General features: G+C 67.7%; 14 protein-coding genes. 12 read left to right on the top strand and 2 right to left on the bottom strand.

What is annotated here, in order from left to right; all coding sequences use genetic code 11:
- Positions 1-171 precede the first annotated feature (171 nt).
- From B5X90_RS16280 to B5X90_RS16255, 6 genes are all read left to right on the top strand, one after another.
- Complete coding sequence (locus B5X90_RS16280) at positions 172-1,662, top strand: fumarylacetoacetate hydrolase family protein (protein WP_079554842.1); 1,491 nt, start codon at positions 172-174, stop codon at positions 1,660-1,662.
- Positions 1,655-2,356: a GntR family transcriptional regulator gene (locus tag B5X90_RS16275; protein WP_079554840.1), complete on the top strand. Its 702-nt coding sequence runs from the start codon at positions 1,655-1,657 to the stop codon at positions 2,354-2,356. Before B5X90_RS16280 ends, B5X90_RS16275 begins: the two co-directional genes overlap by 8 nt.
- Positions 2,357-2,419: 63 nt before the next feature.
- A complete protein-coding gene (hpaE, locus tag B5X90_RS16270) occupies positions 2,420-3,934 on the top strand; it encodes a 5-carboxymethyl-2-hydroxymuconate semialdehyde dehydrogenase (RefSeq protein ID WP_079554838.1) in 1,515 nt (504 codons plus the stop codon).
- A 48-nt stretch (positions 3,935-3,982) separates the two neighbouring features.
- A complete protein-coding gene (gene hpaD, locus B5X90_RS16265) occupies positions 3,983-5,071 on the top strand; it encodes a 3,4-dihydroxyphenylacetate 2,3-dioxygenase (protein WP_079554836.1) in 1,089 nt (362 codons plus the stop codon).
- 1 nt (position 5,072) lies between these two features.
- Positions 5,073-5,858, top strand: a complete 786-nt coding sequence (hpaH, locus tag B5X90_RS16260) for a 2-oxo-hept-4-ene-1,7-dioate hydratase (RefSeq protein WP_079554834.1) — start codon at positions 5,073-5,075, stop codon at positions 5,856-5,858.
- Positions 5,843-6,670, top strand: a complete 828-nt coding sequence (locus B5X90_RS16255; RefSeq protein WP_179129166.1) for an aldolase/citrate lyase family protein — start codon at positions 5,843-5,845, stop codon at positions 6,668-6,670. Before hpaH ends, B5X90_RS16255 begins: the two co-directional genes overlap by 16 nt.
- A 98-nt stretch (positions 6,671-6,768) precedes the next feature.
- On the opposite strand, the gene B5X90_RS16250 is transcribed toward B5X90_RS16255, so the two are convergent.
- Positions 6,769-8,226 (bottom strand): amino acid permease, encoded by a 1,458-nt coding sequence (locus B5X90_RS16250; protein ID WP_079554832.1) that lies wholly within the window; start codon positions 8,224-8,226, stop codon positions 6,769-6,771.
- A 269-nt stretch (positions 8,227-8,495) separates the two neighbouring features.
- A complete protein-coding gene (locus B5X90_RS16245) occupies positions 8,496-10,166 on the bottom strand; it encodes an ABC-F family ATP-binding cassette domain-containing protein (protein WP_079554991.1) in 1,671 nt (556 codons plus the stop codon).
- Between the two features lie 214 nt (positions 10,167-10,380).
- On the opposite strand from B5X90_RS16245, the gene B5X90_RS16240 reads away from it, so the two are divergent.
- From B5X90_RS16240 to B5X90_RS16215, 6 genes are all read left to right on the top strand, one after another.
- Positions 10,381-11,142: a CPBP family intramembrane glutamic endopeptidase gene (locus B5X90_RS16240; RefSeq protein WP_079554830.1), complete on the top strand. Its 762-nt coding sequence runs from the start codon at positions 10,381-10,383 to the stop codon at positions 11,140-11,142.
- Between the two features lie 85 nt (positions 11,143-11,227).
- A complete protein-coding gene (locus B5X90_RS16235; RefSeq protein WP_079554829.1) occupies positions 11,228-11,668 on the top strand; it encodes a VOC family protein in 441 nt (146 codons plus the stop codon).
- A 21-nt stretch (positions 11,669-11,689) separates the two neighbouring features.
- Entirely contained in the window at positions 11,690-12,658 is a 969-nt protein-coding gene (locus B5X90_RS16230; protein ID WP_079554827.1) for a 1,4-dihydroxy-2-naphthoyl-CoA synthase, read from the top strand.
- Positions 12,659-12,681: 23 nt separating this feature from the next.
- Positions 12,682-13,827, top strand: a complete 1,146-nt coding sequence (locus B5X90_RS16225; protein ID WP_079554825.1) for an AMP-binding protein — start codon at positions 12,682-12,684, stop codon at positions 13,825-13,827.
- A 73-nt stretch (positions 13,828-13,900) separates the two neighbouring features.
- Positions 13,901-14,782 (top strand): 1,4-dihydroxy-2-naphthoate polyprenyltransferase, encoded by an 882-nt coding sequence (locus B5X90_RS16220; protein WP_079554823.1) that lies wholly within the window; start codon positions 13,901-13,903, stop codon positions 14,780-14,782.
- A gap of 131 nt (positions 14,783-14,913) precedes the next feature.
- Positions 14,914-15,078 (top strand): helix-turn-helix domain-containing protein (locus tag B5X90_RS16215; RefSeq protein ID WP_143264788.1); only part of this gene is annotated, 165 nt, incomplete at its 3' end.

The raw sequence follows: 15,078 nt of genomic DNA, 5'->3' as shown, positions 1-15,078 counted from the left end.
CTGATCCAAAACTGTACGTCAGATATGACGCAGGTTACAAGTGCGCCCAATGGTTCCGGCAACCGCCCCGGCAGATGCCATGGCAATTGCCCTGGCCGGAGGGGTTGACGCTCTCCGGTTCCCGGGTCATAGTGTTTCGTATACGATTTCGTACTCGATGAGGAGTAACACTTGGAACAGGTCACCGACCACACCCTGGCCGCGGCCCGCAAGGTCATCGCGGTGCATATCAACTACCCCAGCCGGGCAGCCCAGCGCGGCCGCACACCCGAGCAGCCCTCCTACTTCCTGAAGCCGTCGTCGTCGCTGGCTCTCGGTTCGGCAGCGGCGCCTTCAACCGTGGAGCGCCCGGCCGGCTGCGAACTCCTCGGCTACGAGGGCGAGATCGCCCTGATCATCGGCAAGCCCGCCCGCCGCGTGGGCCTCGAGGATGCGTGGAGCCATGTCGAGTGGGTCACCGCCAGCAACGACCTCGGCGTCTACGACCTCCGCTACGCGGACAAGGGCTCCAACCTCCGCTCCAAGGGCGGCGACGGCTTCACGCCCGTGGGTCCGGGCCTGATCGCGGCAGACGCCGTCGATCCCGCCAAACTGCGGATCCGCACGTGGCACAACGGCGAGCTGGTCCAGGACGACACCACCGGAGACCTGCTCTTCCCGTTCGCCCGGCTCGTGGCCGACCTGTCCCAGCTGCTCACCCTCGAAGAGGGCGACATCATCCTCACCGGCACCCCCGCTGGGGCTTCGGTGGCCAAGCCGGGCGACGTCATCGAGGTGGAAGTAGACAATGCCGGCGGCGGGCTCACCACCGGCCGGCTGGTCACCCGGGTGGAGGAAGGCACGACGGCGTTCGCGGACTTCGGCGCCCGGCCCAAGACCGATGATCTGCAGCGGGAGGAAGCCTACGGTTCCCGTGAAGCGGCCGGCCTCGCCGCCGCCCAGCCGTCAGGGATGCCGGGCCTGTCCCCGGAGCTGAAGGCCAAACTGGAATCCGTCTGCACGGCCACCCTGTCCTCCCAGCTGCGCAAGCGCGGCCTGGACAACGTCAGCATCGACGGCTTGACCTCCACCCGCCCGGAGCGGCGGATCGTGGGCGTGGCCCGGACCCTGCGCTACGTGCCCAACCGCGAGGACCTGTTCAAGGCCCACGGCGGCGGCTTCAATGCCCAGAAGAAGGCCATCGATTCCGTCAACGAGGGCGAGATCCTGGTGATGGAGGCCCGCGGCGAAAAGGGCACCGGCACGATCGGCGACATCCTGGCCCTGCGTGCCCAGGTCCGCGGGGCCGCCGCCATCATCACCGACGGCGGCGTCCGCGACTTCTCCGCCGTGGCCGCGATGGACATGCCGACCTACTATGCCAACCCGCACCCGGCCGTCCTGGGCCGCCGGCACATCCCGTGGGACACGGACATCACGATCGCCTGCGGCGGCACCACCGTGCAGCCCGGGGACATCATCGTCGCGGACGCCGACGGGATCCTGGTGATCCCGCCGGCCCTCGCCGACGAGGTCGCGGACGATTCCATCGTGCAGGAACGCGAGGAAACCTTCATCGCCGAGATGGTGCAGCAGGGCCACAGCGTGGACGGCCTCTATCCGCTCAACGCCGCGTGGCGGGCCCGGTACCAGGAGTGGGAAGCAGGCAAGGCCAATGACTGAGACAGCCAAGGCCGCAGCCACGCCGGCCGCGGCCTCCGGCAGCAAATCCGAGCAGGCCTATACTGCCGTGAAGGCCCGGATCGTGGACGGGACCTACTCCCCCGGCTACCGGCTGGTGCTGGCCAAAATCGCCGAGGACCTGGGCGTCAGCGTGGTGCCGGTCCGCGAAGCCATCCGCCGGCTTGAGGCCGAGGGCCTGGTCAAGTTCGAGCGGAATGTCGGCGCGACCGTGTCCGGGATCGACCCCACCGAATACCTCTACACGATGCAGACCCTCAGCATCGTCGAGGGCGCCGCAACGGCACTCTCGGCCCCGCTGATCGGGGCGGCGGACGTCGCCCGCGCCCGGGCCGTCAACGCCGAGATGCGCGAGTGCCTGCAGCACTTCGACCCCGTCCGGTTCACGGCCCTGAACCAGGACTTCCACAGCGTCCTGTTCGAGCACTGCCCCAATCCGCACATCCTGGACCTCGTCCACCGGGGCTGGAACCGGCTGGCGTCGCTGCGCTCCTCCACGTTCCGCTTCGTCCCGGGCCGGGCCCACGAATCCGTCGACGAGCACGAGGCGCTGCTGCAGCTCATCGAGTCCGGCGCAAGCCCGGATGACATCGAAATGGCCGCCCGCCGCCACCGCAGCGCCACCCTCGACGCGTACCTTGCCCAAAGCAACGCGGGGTCACTTAGCGCCCATTAGGCGGCCCAACATGGGCCGCAAGTGACCCCGCGTTGCAACAATCAGTTAGTTAGGAAGACAACAATGACGTTTACTGCCGCAGAAACCACCGCCCACTACGTTCCGCAGGGCCTTCCCACCCACATCCAGCACTACATCAACGGCGAATTCGTTGATTCAGTCGGCGGGGCAACCTTCGATGTCCTGGACCCGGTGTCCAACACCAACTACGCCACCGCCGCCGCCGGCCAGAAGGAAGACATCGACCTCGCCGTCGCCGCTGCCCGTGAGGCGTTCACCAACGGCCCGTGGCCGAAGATGAAGCCGCGCGAGCGGGCCCGGGTCCTGAACCGGATCGCCGACGCCGTCGAAGCCCAGGAGGCACGCCTGGCCGAGCTCGAAACCTTCGACACCGGCCTGCCCATCACCCAGGCCAAGGGCCAGGCGCTGCGCGCGGCCGAGAACTTCCGCTTCTTCGCGGACCTGATCGTGGCCCAGTTCGACGACGCCATGAAGGTCCCCGGCGCCCAGATCAACTACGTCAACCGCAAGCCGATCGGCGTCGCCGGGCTCATCACGCCGTGGAACACCCCGTTCATGCTCGAGTCCTGGAAGCTCGCCCCGGCCCTGGCCACCGGCAACACCGTGGTGCTCAAGCCGGCCGAATTCACCCCGCTCTCGGCCTCGCTGTGGGCGCAGATCTTCAAGGACGCCGGGCTGCCCGACGGCGTGTTCAACCTGGTCAACGGCCTCGGCGAGGAAGCCGGCGACGCCCTCGTGAAGCACCCGGACGTGCCGCTGATCTCCTTCACCGGCGAGACCACCACGGGCCAGACGATCTTCCGCAACGCCGCGGCGAACCTCAAGGGCCTCTCCATGGAGCTCGGCGGCAAGTCACCGTGCGTCGTGTTCGCCGACGCCGACCTCGACGCTGCGATCGACTCCGCCCTGTTCGGCGTCTTCTCCCTCAACGGCGAGCGCTGCACCGCAGGCTCCCGGATCCTGGTGGAGCGCGCCGTGTACGAGGACTTCTGCGACAAGTACGCCGCCCGGGCCAGGAACATCGTGGTCGGGGACCCGCACGATCCCAAGACCGAGGTCGGCGCGCTGGTCCACCCCGAGCACTACGCCAAGGTGGCCTCCTACGTGGAGATCGGCAAGACCGAGGGCCGGCTGCTGGCCGGCGGCGGCCGTCCCGACCACCTGCCCGAGGGCAACTACATCGCACCCACGGTGTTTGCCGACGTTGCCCCGGACGCGCGGATCTTCCAGGAGGAGATCTTCGGGCCCGTCGTCGCCATCACCCCGTTTGATACCGACGACGAAGCCCTCGCCCTGGCGAACAACACCAGGTACGGGCTCGCGGCGTACATCTGGACCCAGAACCTGACCCGGGCGCACAACTTCTCCCAAAACGTCGAGGCCGGCATGGTCTGGCTCAACAGCCACAATGTCCGCGACCTCCGCACCCCGTTCGGCGGCGTGAAGGCCTCGGGCCTGGGCCACGAGGGCGGCTACCGCTCCATCGACTTCTACACCGACCAGCAGGCCGTCCACATCACCCTGGGCACCGTTCATACGCCTAAATTCGGCGCCTGAGTTTCCCGCCGGCGCCACTCAGACCCCTTTCAAAGAAGAGAGAGCACCATGACCAACTTCGTCCCCACCCCCACTGTCCCGGCTCCGGACATCGTCCGCTGCGCTTACCTGGAACTCGTGGTCACGGACCTCGCCAAGTCCCGCGAGTTCTATGTGGACCTGCTGGGCCTGCACGTCACCGAGGAAGACGAGAACACCATCTACCTGCGGTCCCTGGAAGAGTTCATCCACCACAACCTGGTGCTGCGCAAGGGGCCCGTGGCCGCTGCGGCCGCCTTCGCCTACCGGGTGAAGTCCCCCGCCGAGGTGGACGCCGCCGAGGCCTACTACAAGGAACTCGGCTGCCGCACGGAGCGCCGCAAGGAAGGCTTCACCAAGGGCATCGGCGACGCCGTCCGCGTCGAGGATCCGCTGGGCTTCCCCTACGAATTCTTCTACGAGACCGAGCACGTCGAGCGCCTCACCCAGCGCTACGACCTCTATTCCGCCGGCGAGCTCGTCCGGCTGGACCACTTCAACCAGGTCACCCCGGACGTCCCGCGCGGCCGGGCGTACCTCGAGGACCTCGGCTTCCGCGTCTCCGAGGACATCAAGGACTCCGACGGCGTCACCTACGCCGCCTGGATGCACCGCAAGCAGACCGTGCACGATACCGCCCTGACCGGCGGCAACGGCCCGCGGCTGCACCACATTGCTTTCGCCACACACGAGAAGCACAACATCATCCAGATCTGCGACAAGATGGGCGCCCTGCGCATCTCGGACCGGATCGAACGCGGCCCCGGCCGGCACGGCGTCTCGAACGCCTTTTACCTCTACATCCTGGACCCGGACGGCCACCGCATCGAGATCTACACCCAGGACTACTACACCGGCGACCCGGACAACCCCACCATCACCTGGGACGTCCACGACAACCAGCGCCGCGACTGGTGGGGCAACCCGGTCGTCCCCTCCTGGTACACCGAGGCCTCCCTGGTCCTGGACCTCGACGGCAACCCCCAGCCCGTGATCGTCCGTGAGGAAAAGTCCGAGATGGCCGTGACCGTGGGCGCCGACGGCTTCTCCTACACCCGCAAGGAAGAGGACGGCTCCGCCGGAGAAGCGACGGGATTCAAGCTCGGGGCGCAGGTTTAGCGTGCTGGATTCCGCGACGATCGAAGCCATCGCCGACGAACTGCTGGAAGCCGGCCGCAACCGGACACCGGTCCCCCGCCTGACCACCCGTTACCCGGGGATGACGGTGGAGGACTCCTACGCCGTCCAGCAGCTGTGGCGGCAGCGCAACGTGGACGCCGGCCGCCGTCTCGTGGGCCGCAAGATCGGCCTCACGTCCAAGGCGATGCAGGCCGCGACCGGCATCCCCGAGCCGGACTACGGCGCCATCTTCGACGACATGGTGCTGGACACCGGCTGCTCCGTGGACTGGGACCGGTACACCCATCCCCGGGTGGAGGTGGAGCTCGCGTTCGTGTTGAAGACGGACCTCGCCGGCCCAGGCTGCAACATCTTCGACGTCCTGAACGCCACCGACTACGTGGTCCCGGCCCTGGAGATCCTGGACTCCCGGATCGAGATGGAAGGCCGGACCATTGTGGACACCATCGCGGACAACGCGGCGATGGGCGCCATGGTGATCGGCGGCAACCCCGTGCGTCCCGACGCCGTGGACCTGCGCTGGGTCTCCGCCATCCTCTACAAGAACCAGACCGTGGAGGAAACCGGCGTCGCGGCAGGGATCCTGGACCACCCGGCCAACGGCGTGCACTGGCTGGCCAACAAGATTGCCGCCCATGGCGACGGGATGAAGGCCGGCGACATCATCCTCGCCGGCTCCTTCACCCGGCCCCTCTGGGTCTACAAGGGTGACACCGTGCACGCCGACTACGGACCACTGGGGAGCATCACGTGCCGCTTCGACTAAAAGACACGTTCCGGGACGCCCTGCGCAACCAAACCGGCGCTGCCGGGCGGCCGCTGGCCGGGATGTGGGTGTGCTCGGGCAGCCCCCTGGTGGCCGAGCTTTGCGCCGGATCCGGTCTGGACTGGCTCCTGATCGATGCCGAGCACAGCCCCAACGGGCTCGAATCCATCCTGGCCCAGCTGCAGGCCGTGCACGGCTACCCGGTCCATCCGGTGGTCCGGCCGCCGGTGAATGACACGGTGCTCATCAAGCAGTACCTGGACCTGGGCGTCCAGAACCTGCTGATCCCCATGGTGAACTCGGCAGCCGAGGCGGAGGCCGCCGTGGCCGCCACCCGCTACCCGCCCCACGGCGTCCGCGGCGTCGGCTCCGCCCTGGCCCGGGCCGCGCGCTGGAACCGGATTCCGGACTACCTCGCCCGCGCCTCGGACACCGTCAGCGTCACCGTCCAGATTGAATCCGAAGCCGCAGTTGCGGCCGTGGAGAACATCCTGGCGGTGGATGGCGTGGACGCGATCTTCCTTGGGCCCTCCGATCTCGCCGCCTCCCTGGGGCTGCTGGGCCAGCAGGAACACCCCCGGGTGCGCGCCGCCGTCGAACACTGCCTCGCCGCCGCGAAAGCGGCCGGCAAACCCGCCGGCGTGAACGCCTTCAACCCGGCCACGGCCCGCGCGTACCTGGCCGCCGGCGCCGCGTTCGTGCTGGTCGGGGCCGACGTGTCCATCCTGGCCCGCGGCTCCGAGGCCCTGGCCGCCGACTACATCCCACCGGATGCGGTGGCTGAGCCCGGCGGCACGCCCGCCAGTTACTGAAGGCTCTCCGCGATAACGGCGGTTAAACGCGACGGCGGCAGCCACCTTTGCCAGGTGGCTGCCGCCGTCGCCGCGTTAAGCGCCGGGACCGGTGGGTCCTAGCTGTAGAGCTCGCTCTTGGGCGCGTTGTTCTTGACCTTCTGCCAGCCCAGCCACAGCACCAGGGCGAAGAACGGAACGGTCGCCAGGGTCCACAGGCCCAGGTGGAAGACCTCGCCGGCCTTGCTGGTCATGGTGTCGAAGCCGATCAGCACGGTGATCGCCAGCAGCGCGACCAGTCCGGCCCAGCTGGTCCACGGCGAGCCCGGCATGGGCAGGCTGGAGACACGGCCCTTCTGGTGGCGCAGCGCGATCTGGCTGGCGAAGATGGCGCCCCACGTGAAGATCACGCCGATCGAGGCGGTGTTCAGCGCGAGGTCGAAGGCGTGCGAGCCGCCGAGCCAGATGTTCAGCAGGATGCCCACGAGGTAGAAGGCGGCGATCGCCAGGATGGCAGCGTACGGCACGTGGCGCTTGGACATCCTGGTGAGCCACTGCGGGGCATGCCCGTTGTTGGCCATGGTGCGGAAGACGCGGCCGATCGAGTACAGGCCTGAGTTGCAGGAGGACAGTGCGGCGGTGATGACGATCATGTTCATCACATCGCCCACCCAGCCGAGGCCCATCTGGCCAAACACGGTGACGAACGGGGACACGCCGGCCTTGTACTGGTCCGAGGGCAGCAGCATGGCCAGCAGCAGCACGGAACCGACGTAGAAAACCACAATGCGCAGCACGACGGCGCGGATCGCCTTGGGCACTTCGCGCTTGGCGTTTTCCATCTCGCCGGCGGTGATGCCGACGAGTTCGATGCCGTTGTAGGCGAAGATCACGGCGTTGAGCACGAGGACCATTACCAGGGCGCCCTTGGGGAACATCCCGCCGTCGTCGGCGAAGAGGTTGGCGACGGAGGCGTGGCCCGTGCCGACCTTGGCGTTGGTGACCACCATGAAGGTGCCGACGGCCAGGAAGATCAGGATGGCGCCGACCTTGAGGCAGGACGCCCAGAATTCAAATTCGCCGAACGCCTTGACGCTGAGCAGGTTGACGGCCACGAGCAGCGCGAGGGCGGCAATCGCGGAGGCTTCCACCGGCACGTTGGGGAAGAAGAACTGGAAGTACAGGCCGATCGCGATCAGTTCGGCGATCCCGGTCATGCCCCAGTTGATGAAGTACATCCAGCCGGAGAGGAAGGCGCCCTTCCTGCCGAACATTTCGCCGGCGTAGCTGACGAAGGAGCCCGAGGTCTGGCGGTACATGATGAGCTCGCCCAGTGCCCGCATGAGCAGGTAGGCGATCACGCCGGCGATGGCGTAGGAGAAGATCAGCGCCGGGCCCGTGGAGGCCAGGCGTCCGCCGGCGCCCATGAACAGGCCGACGCCGATTGCGCCGCCCATCGAGATCATCGTCACGTGGCGCCCGCTCAGGGTCTTCTTATAGCCCTCGGCGCTGAGGGTCGAGTCGACGGCGGATTCCGCGGGCGCGCTCTGGAGTTCTGTGGGGGTAATTGATGGCACAACGGTTCCTTGTAGGTCGGATTATGGCCGGGACGGGACCGGGATTCGGTTACATTCCATTCGGGTTTCTGCCCGGTGGGACAGCAAGATGTACCGAACCTCACAAGGAGTCAAACCCTCGCGCGGCTCATCCATCGTACTGGAATTCCCGGACCGGCCGTGACGCGGGCAACAGCAGTCAGGCGCTATGCCTAATTAATGACACCAAATATGTCAAATAGCCGAATAATGTTCTATTTCATCTGCGCTAGCTCCGGCGAATCGTTCTGCTATGCCAGGGCGCCGTCCCGCATCGTGTAGCGGAGCCAGTTTCCGGCGCCGTTTCCGTGCGCTTTTTCCTGCCCGGCGTCGTGGCCCGCTCCTCTCCGGGCGCAGGTGCTGAACCACTCACCCAGCGCGCGGTCGTGGCTGACCATGACCAGCGTCCCCGCGAACTCGGAAAGGGCCGCTTCAAGTTGTTCCACCAGCACGGGCGCCAGGTGGTTGGTGGGCTCGTCCACCAGCATCGTCCCGAACCCGCCCAGCAGGAGCCGGGCCAGCGCCAGCCTGCGTTGCTGCCCCGCGGACAGGCTGCCCACCGGCACGTGGAATTCACTGGTCCGGAAGAGCCCCAGGCGCAGCAGCGCCTCGGCGTGCTCATCGATATTGCCGCCCAGGCCCGCGGCAAAGGCGGGCAGGAGCCGCAGACCAGGGCGCTGCGGGAGTTCCAGCTCCTGCTGCAGGTAGCCGATCCGGCCGTGCCTCACCACTTTGCCCCGGGCCGGTTCCAGCGTGCCGGCGAGGACGGAGAGCAGCGTGGACTTCCCGGCACCGTTGGGGCCCGTAATGAGGATCTTCTGGCCGGCTTCCACCCGGAAGTCCGTGGGTTCCAGGCGACCCGGCACGGCGACCTGCTTCGCCTCGAGCGCCGGGCCTTCGGCCACGTCCGGCCGCAGATCCGTTGCCAGTTTCAGGGGCACCGGGGGACGGTCAATGGGGTTTGCCTCCAGCCGGCGCAGACGCTCCTGGGCGTTGCGGACCTTGCTGGTGGCCGCCTTCTGCCAGGTGCCGGCCTTGAAGTCGAACCCCATCTTGTCGCCGTCGCGCTGCCGGGCGTAGCCCATCTTGCCGGCGACCGTGTCCGCCTGGAGCCGTTCGGCCGCCATCGCGTCCAGCCACCCGTGGTACTGCTGTGCCCAGCGCTGGCGCTCGGCAGCCTTCTCCCGCAGATAGCCTTCATAGCCGTTGCCGTACCGGCTGACCGACCGGCGCTCGGCATCGACCTCGATCACGGTTGAGGCCACTTTGCGCAGCAGCACGCGGTCGTGGGAGACCACCACCACCGTGCCGCGGTGCGCGGCCAGCCGGGCCTCCAGCCAGGCCGTGCCGCTGGCGTCCAGGTGGTTGGTGGGCTCGTCCAGGAGCAAAATGTCCGCGGGATCGGCGAGAACACAGGCCAGTGCCACCCGTTCCTGTTCCCCGCCGGAGAGCGAGCCCAGTGTCCGCATCCGGTCCAGGCCGCCCAGGCCGAGCCTGTCCAGCGCCGCCTCAACCCGGGATTCCGCGGCGTAGCCTTCCCGGAGCTGGTACTGCGTCTGCAGGTTTCCGTAGCGCTCCAGTTCGTCCGCTTCCGCGCCGGCCAGCCCGTCCTCCAGGCGGTCCAGCTCGGCCTCCAGCGCGCGGAGCGATTCCAGTGCGGCGTCGATCGCGTCGCTGACAGTGAACTGCTCCGGCAGGCCATGGGTCTGGGCAAGGTAGCCCACGCGGCCGTGGCTGACGGACGTGCCCTCGTCCGGGGCCTCGAAGCCGGCCAGGATCCGCAGCAGCGTGGATTTGCCCGCGCCGTTTTCGCCGACGATCGCCACATGTTCACCGGCCGTGATGGCAAGGTCGACGCCGGCAAAGAGCTGGCGGTCCCCATAGCCGTGGGATACGCCCGATAGGCGGAGATGTTCGCTCAAGGAGTCCTCGCAGTAGGTGCCAGCCTCCCCGACGGCGGCTTGCGTCCTCAGTATGGCACCGCCGGCCGTCACTGGGCACTGAGGCAGAGGCCTGAGGCCCAGAGGCACTGAGGCCCTGGGCACTGAGGCGGGTGCCGCCGTCGGGCGTCAGGTCTGCCATGACGCTGGGGATCAGCTGGACCGCGTCCTCCTGCCTCGGCGCTAGGCTGGGGGCATGGGCACAGCTCTCCGTACACCACCCGCGCCGCAGCCGGAGCTTTACCGGTTCTCCCGGCTGGATTTCATCACTGTTGGACTCTATGTTGCCGTCGCCGGCCTGTTCGCCGTGGCGGGCAGCCTGCTGGAGCCGCTGCTGCTGCAGATATCGCCCAATCCTGCGGTGGCGTCCTACGCGGTGAACCTGATCTTCTACGCAACGGTCGGCGTCCTAGCCCTGACCGCAGCGCGGCATGTTGCGGTCCGAGATCTCCGTGTCCTTGCCACGAGGCCCTGGTTCACGGCCCTCATGGTGCCCCTGACCGTCGTGGCGATGCTCATCCTCACCGCGGTGCTCGTGGCCCTCAGCGGACCGGTGCAGACCTCCGCCAACCAGGCCGGGCTCCAGGCGCTCATGCAGCAGGTCCCGGTCTGGCTCATGGTGCCGCTGCTGGTGTTGGTTGGCCCGTTCGTCGAGGAGTACATTTTCCGCCATTTGCTGATCGGCAAACTGAGCCGCCGGGTCAACCTCTGGGTCTGCTGCGTCCTGTCGGTGGTCCTCTTCGCGGCCCTGCACATCGTGGGCCAGGAACAAATGACCCTGCAGGTGCTGATGCCGTACCTCGCCATGGGCGCCGTCCTGGTGTTCGTGTACGTCTGGACCGGGAAGAACGTGATGTTCTCCTACTTCGTCCACGCCTCCAAGAACCTCCTCGCGGTCATCTTCATCTACGCGATTCCGCCCGAGGTGCTTGAACAGCTGCAGCAGGTGCAGGGGTAACCGAGGCAAGGCGGGGGCTGAGCGGGTGGGAGTTCTACGGGCCTGAACCCTACCGCCGCAGGCGGCGACGTCGTAGGTTCTTCCCATGACACTGAAAATCCAGATAGTCGTCGACTGCAAAAACCCGCACGAGCTCGCCGACTGGTGGGCCGAAACCCTCGAATGGGCCGTCGAGCCGCAGGATGAGGTTTTCATCCACTCCATGATCGAGCAGGGCTTCGCGACCGAGGCGGAGACCACCACACACCGGGGCAAGCTCGTGTGGCGCGAGGGTGCCGCCATCCGGCCGCCCGACGAACTCGATGCCAAAGCGCCCGCCCACCGCGTCTTGTTCCAGATTGTCCCGGAGGAAAAGACGGTCAAGAACCGGGTCCATTGGGACGTGCGGCTCGCGGGAGGGGACAAGGACGCCGTGCGGGCCGCCCTTGTTGCCCGCGGCGCCACGTTCCTCTGGTCCGCCAGTCAGGGGCCGCATTCCTGGCACACCATGGCGGACCCGGAAGGCAACGAGTTCTGCATCAGCTGACGCGATTACTAGACTCGGACTGTGAGCAACGAAATCCCCGCCAAGGTATCCGACGTCTTTGACCCCTCCCGGTGGCGCACCGTGTCCGGTTTCGACGACTTCCAGGACATGACCTACCACCGGCAAGTGGAGCGCTCCGCCGACGGGGAAGTCGTCCGGGACCTGCCGACCGTCCGTATCGCCTTCGACCGCCCCGAGGTCCGCAATGCCTTCCGACCCGGCACCGTGGACGAGCTCTACCGCGCCATGGACCACGCCCGGATGACCCCGGACGTGGCCACTGTCCTGCTCACCGGCAACGGCCCCTCCCTTAAGGACGGCGGCCACTCGTTCTGCTCGGGCGGGGACCAGAGGATCCGCGGCCGTGACGGCTACCGGTACGTAGTACAAGACACAGCTGATGGCGAGACCACGGAGACCATCGATCCCGCCCGCGCCGGCCGGCTGCACATCCTGGAAGTCCAGCGGCTCATGCGCACCATGCCCAAGGTGGTCATCGCCGTCGTCAACGGCTGGGCAGCCGGCGGCGGACACTCCCTCCACGTGGTCTCGGACCTCACCATCGCCTCCCGGGAGCACGGCAAGTTCAAGCAGACCGACGCCACCGTGGGAAGCTTCGACGCCGGCTACGGCTCGGCCCTCCTGGCCCGCCAGATCGGCCAGAAGTCCGCCCGGGAAATCTTCTTCCTGGCCCGCGAATATTCGGCCGAGGACATGGTCCGGATGGGCGCCGTGAACGAGGCCGTGGACCATGGACGCCTCGAGGAGGTCGCCCTGGAGTACGCCGCCGACATTGCCCGGCAGTCCCCGCAGGCCATCCGCATGCTCAAGTTCGCGTTCAACCTCGCCGACGACGGCCTGGCCGGCCAGCAGGTCTTCGCCGGCGAGGCGACCCGTCTGGCGTACATGACGGACGAGGCCGTGGAGGGCAAGGAAGCCTTCCTCGAGAAGCGCGATCCCGACTGGTCCGCTTTCCCGTACTACTTCTAAGGCGCGCTGTGACTTCCGGAGCCATGAACATCGAGCCTGCGCTCAAGGCGCTGGCTGCTGCCCTCCACGGCGAGGGACCCGCCGTCGAACTCTCCGCCGGGCCGGACGGCTCGCCGGTGCTGGGATTCCCTGACACGGCCGGCATCGAGGACGCGGCCGTCGTGGTCCGGACCTCCGGGTCCACCGGCACACCGAAGGCGACCGTCCTGACCGTCGATGCCCTGGCGGCCTCATCCGTGGCGACCGCCTTTGCGCTGAAGGGCGAGGGGCAGTGGCTGCTGGCCCTCCCCGTCCAGTATGTGGCCGGCGTCCAGGTGCTGGTCCGCTCGCTCTTTGCGGGCACCCGCCCGTGGGCCATGGACCTCTCCGGCGGTTTTACGCCGGAGGCCTTCACCGCCGCGGCGCTGGAGCTCACGGACAAGCTCCGTTTCACCTCGCTGGTGCCCACCCAGCTCCAGCGCCTGCTGGACGCACCCTCCGCCGAGACGCTGGCGGTGCTGCGGCGCTTCAACGCCATCCTGCTCGGCGGCGGTCCCGCGTCCGCGGAGCTGCTCGCCGCGGCCCGGGACGCCGGAGTGCGGGTGGTGACGACCTACGGCTCGTCCGAGACCTGCGGCGGGTGCGTGTACGACGGCTTCCCGCTCGAGGACGTCCTGGTCCGGGTGGAGGACGACGGCCGCATCCTGCTGGGCGGGGCAACCATTGCCGCCGGCTATCTTCAGGCCCCAGAGCTCTCGGCCGCGGCGTTCATCGAAGCGGACGGCGTCCGCTGGTACCGGACCAGTGACCTCGGTGAACTCGACGCCGACGGCCGGCTTACCGTGCTCGGCCGGGCCGACGACGTCGTCATCACCGGCGGCGTCAAAGTTTCCGCCGCCCATGTCCAGGCTGAGCTGGAAAAGCTCGACGGCGTGCGGGCGGCTTTTGTCGCCGGTGTGCCGTCCGCAGAGTGGGGCCACGCCCTGGCCGCTTATGTCGCCGTGGCCGACAGTTCCCCGGAAGGGCTGGCGGCGTTCGCCGCCCGCCGGAACCAGACCTGGGCTCCGTCGCTGGGCGCACTGGCCCCGAAAACGGTGCTGCCCGCCGCGGAACTGCTCATGCTGCCCAACGGGAAACCGGACCGGCTGGGCATGACGGTCCTGCTGGACGCCCTCCATCAGGGAAAATAGACAAGCGCTTCCGGCTTCCGGCCGGCAACTCAAACCACCAACGAGCATTCAACCAACCAACGAGGTACTGACCGTGGCCACAGCCGCACAATGGATCCAAGGCGCCCGACTGCGCACCCTGCCGGCCGCAATCGCACCGGTGCTGATCGGCAGCGCAGCCGCCTACGAGATGGATTCGTTCATCCTGCTGAACGCCGTGCTGGCCGCCCTGGTCGCCCTGCTCCTGCAGATCGGCGTCAACTACGCCAACGACTACTCGGACGGGATCCGGGGCACGGATGAGGACCGGGTGGGTCCGCTCCGGCTGGTGGGCTCGGGTGCCGCCAGCCCGGAGCACGTCAAGCGTGCCGCGTTCGCGGCCTTCGGGCTGGCGATGCTGTTCGGCCTGATCCTCGTGATCATCACGCAGGCCTGGTGGCTGATCCTGGTCGGCGTCGGCTGCGTGCTGGCCGCCTGGGGCTATACCGGCGGCAAGAACCCGTACGGCTATCTCGGCCTGGGCGACGTCTTCGTGTTTGTTTTCTTCGGCCTCGTCGCAACGCTGGGCACCACGTACACGCAGGCGGGGCAGCTGAGCCTGGCCGCGATAATCGGGGCGATCGGCACGGGGCTGATCGCGTGCGCCCTACTGATGGCCAACAACGTCCGCGACATCCCGACCGACAGGAAGGCGGGGAAGAAGACCCTGGCCGTGCGGCTCGGGGACAAGCACGCGCGCGAAAGCTACGTGCTGATGCTGGCCGTCGCGATCCTGCTGGTCATCGTCCTGGCCCCCGCCAGGCCGTGGATGCTGATCGTGCTCCTGCTGATCCCCGCCAGCCTCATGCCCTCCTGGCTGATGATCGCGGGGCGGCGCCGCAAGAGCCTGATCCCGGTCCTGAAGCAGACGGGACTCATCAACCTCGGCTTCGCCGCGCTGTTTTCACTCGGGCTCGTCCTTAGCCACGGCTTCTAAGCCGGGGGCCCAGCCCGGAGGCTTAGGTGTACTGCGCCGGGACGTTGTTGACATGTAGGGCTTGAAAACGAGGAGGACCTCCGGGCTAAGTGGAGCTGTCTAGTTCACACACTTTGCGCTCGGAGGTCCTCGTGTCCCACGTTAATGCCCGTCTAACAGTTCATGGAAGACTCCTGATCGTTGACCGTGTGGCCGCAGGCCGCCCGGTCGCCCATATCGCCGCGGAGCTGGGTGTGTCCCGGCAGACGGCGTACCGGTGGGTCAGACGTTTCCGGGCCGAGGGCGCGGCCGGTCTG

Source organism: Arthrobacter sp. 49Tsu3.1M3 (genome assembly GCF_900168135.1).
Classification (GTDB): Bacteria; Actinomycetota; Actinomycetes; order Actinomycetales; family Micrococcaceae; genus Arthrobacter.
This window is presented reverse-complemented; position numbering and strand designations above follow the sequence as displayed.

Excerpts from the sequence above, each read along its gene's own strand:
- hpaD (WP_079554836.1), top strand. The coding sequence starts at position 3,983 with ATGACCAACTTCGTCCCCACCCCCACTGTCCCGGCTCCGGACATCGTC.
- B5X90_RS16240 (WP_079554830.1), top strand. The coding sequence starts at position 10,381 with ATGGGCACAGCTCTCCGTACACCACCCGCGCCGCAGCCGGAGCTTTAC.
- B5X90_RS16235 (WP_079554829.1), top strand. The coding sequence starts at position 11,228 with ATGACACTGAAAATCCAGATAGTCGTCGACTGCAAAAACCCGCACGAG.
- B5X90_RS16275 (WP_079554840.1), top strand. The coding sequence starts at position 1,655 with ATGACTGAGACAGCCAAGGCCGCAGCCACGCCGGCCGCGGCCTCCGGC.
- B5X90_RS16225 (WP_079554825.1), top strand. The coding sequence starts at position 12,682 with ATGAACATCGAGCCTGCGCTCAAGGCGCTGGCTGCTGCCCTCCACGGC.
- hpaE (WP_079554838.1), top strand. The coding sequence starts at position 2,420 with ATGACGTTTACTGCCGCAGAAACCACCGCCCACTACGTTCCGCAGGGC.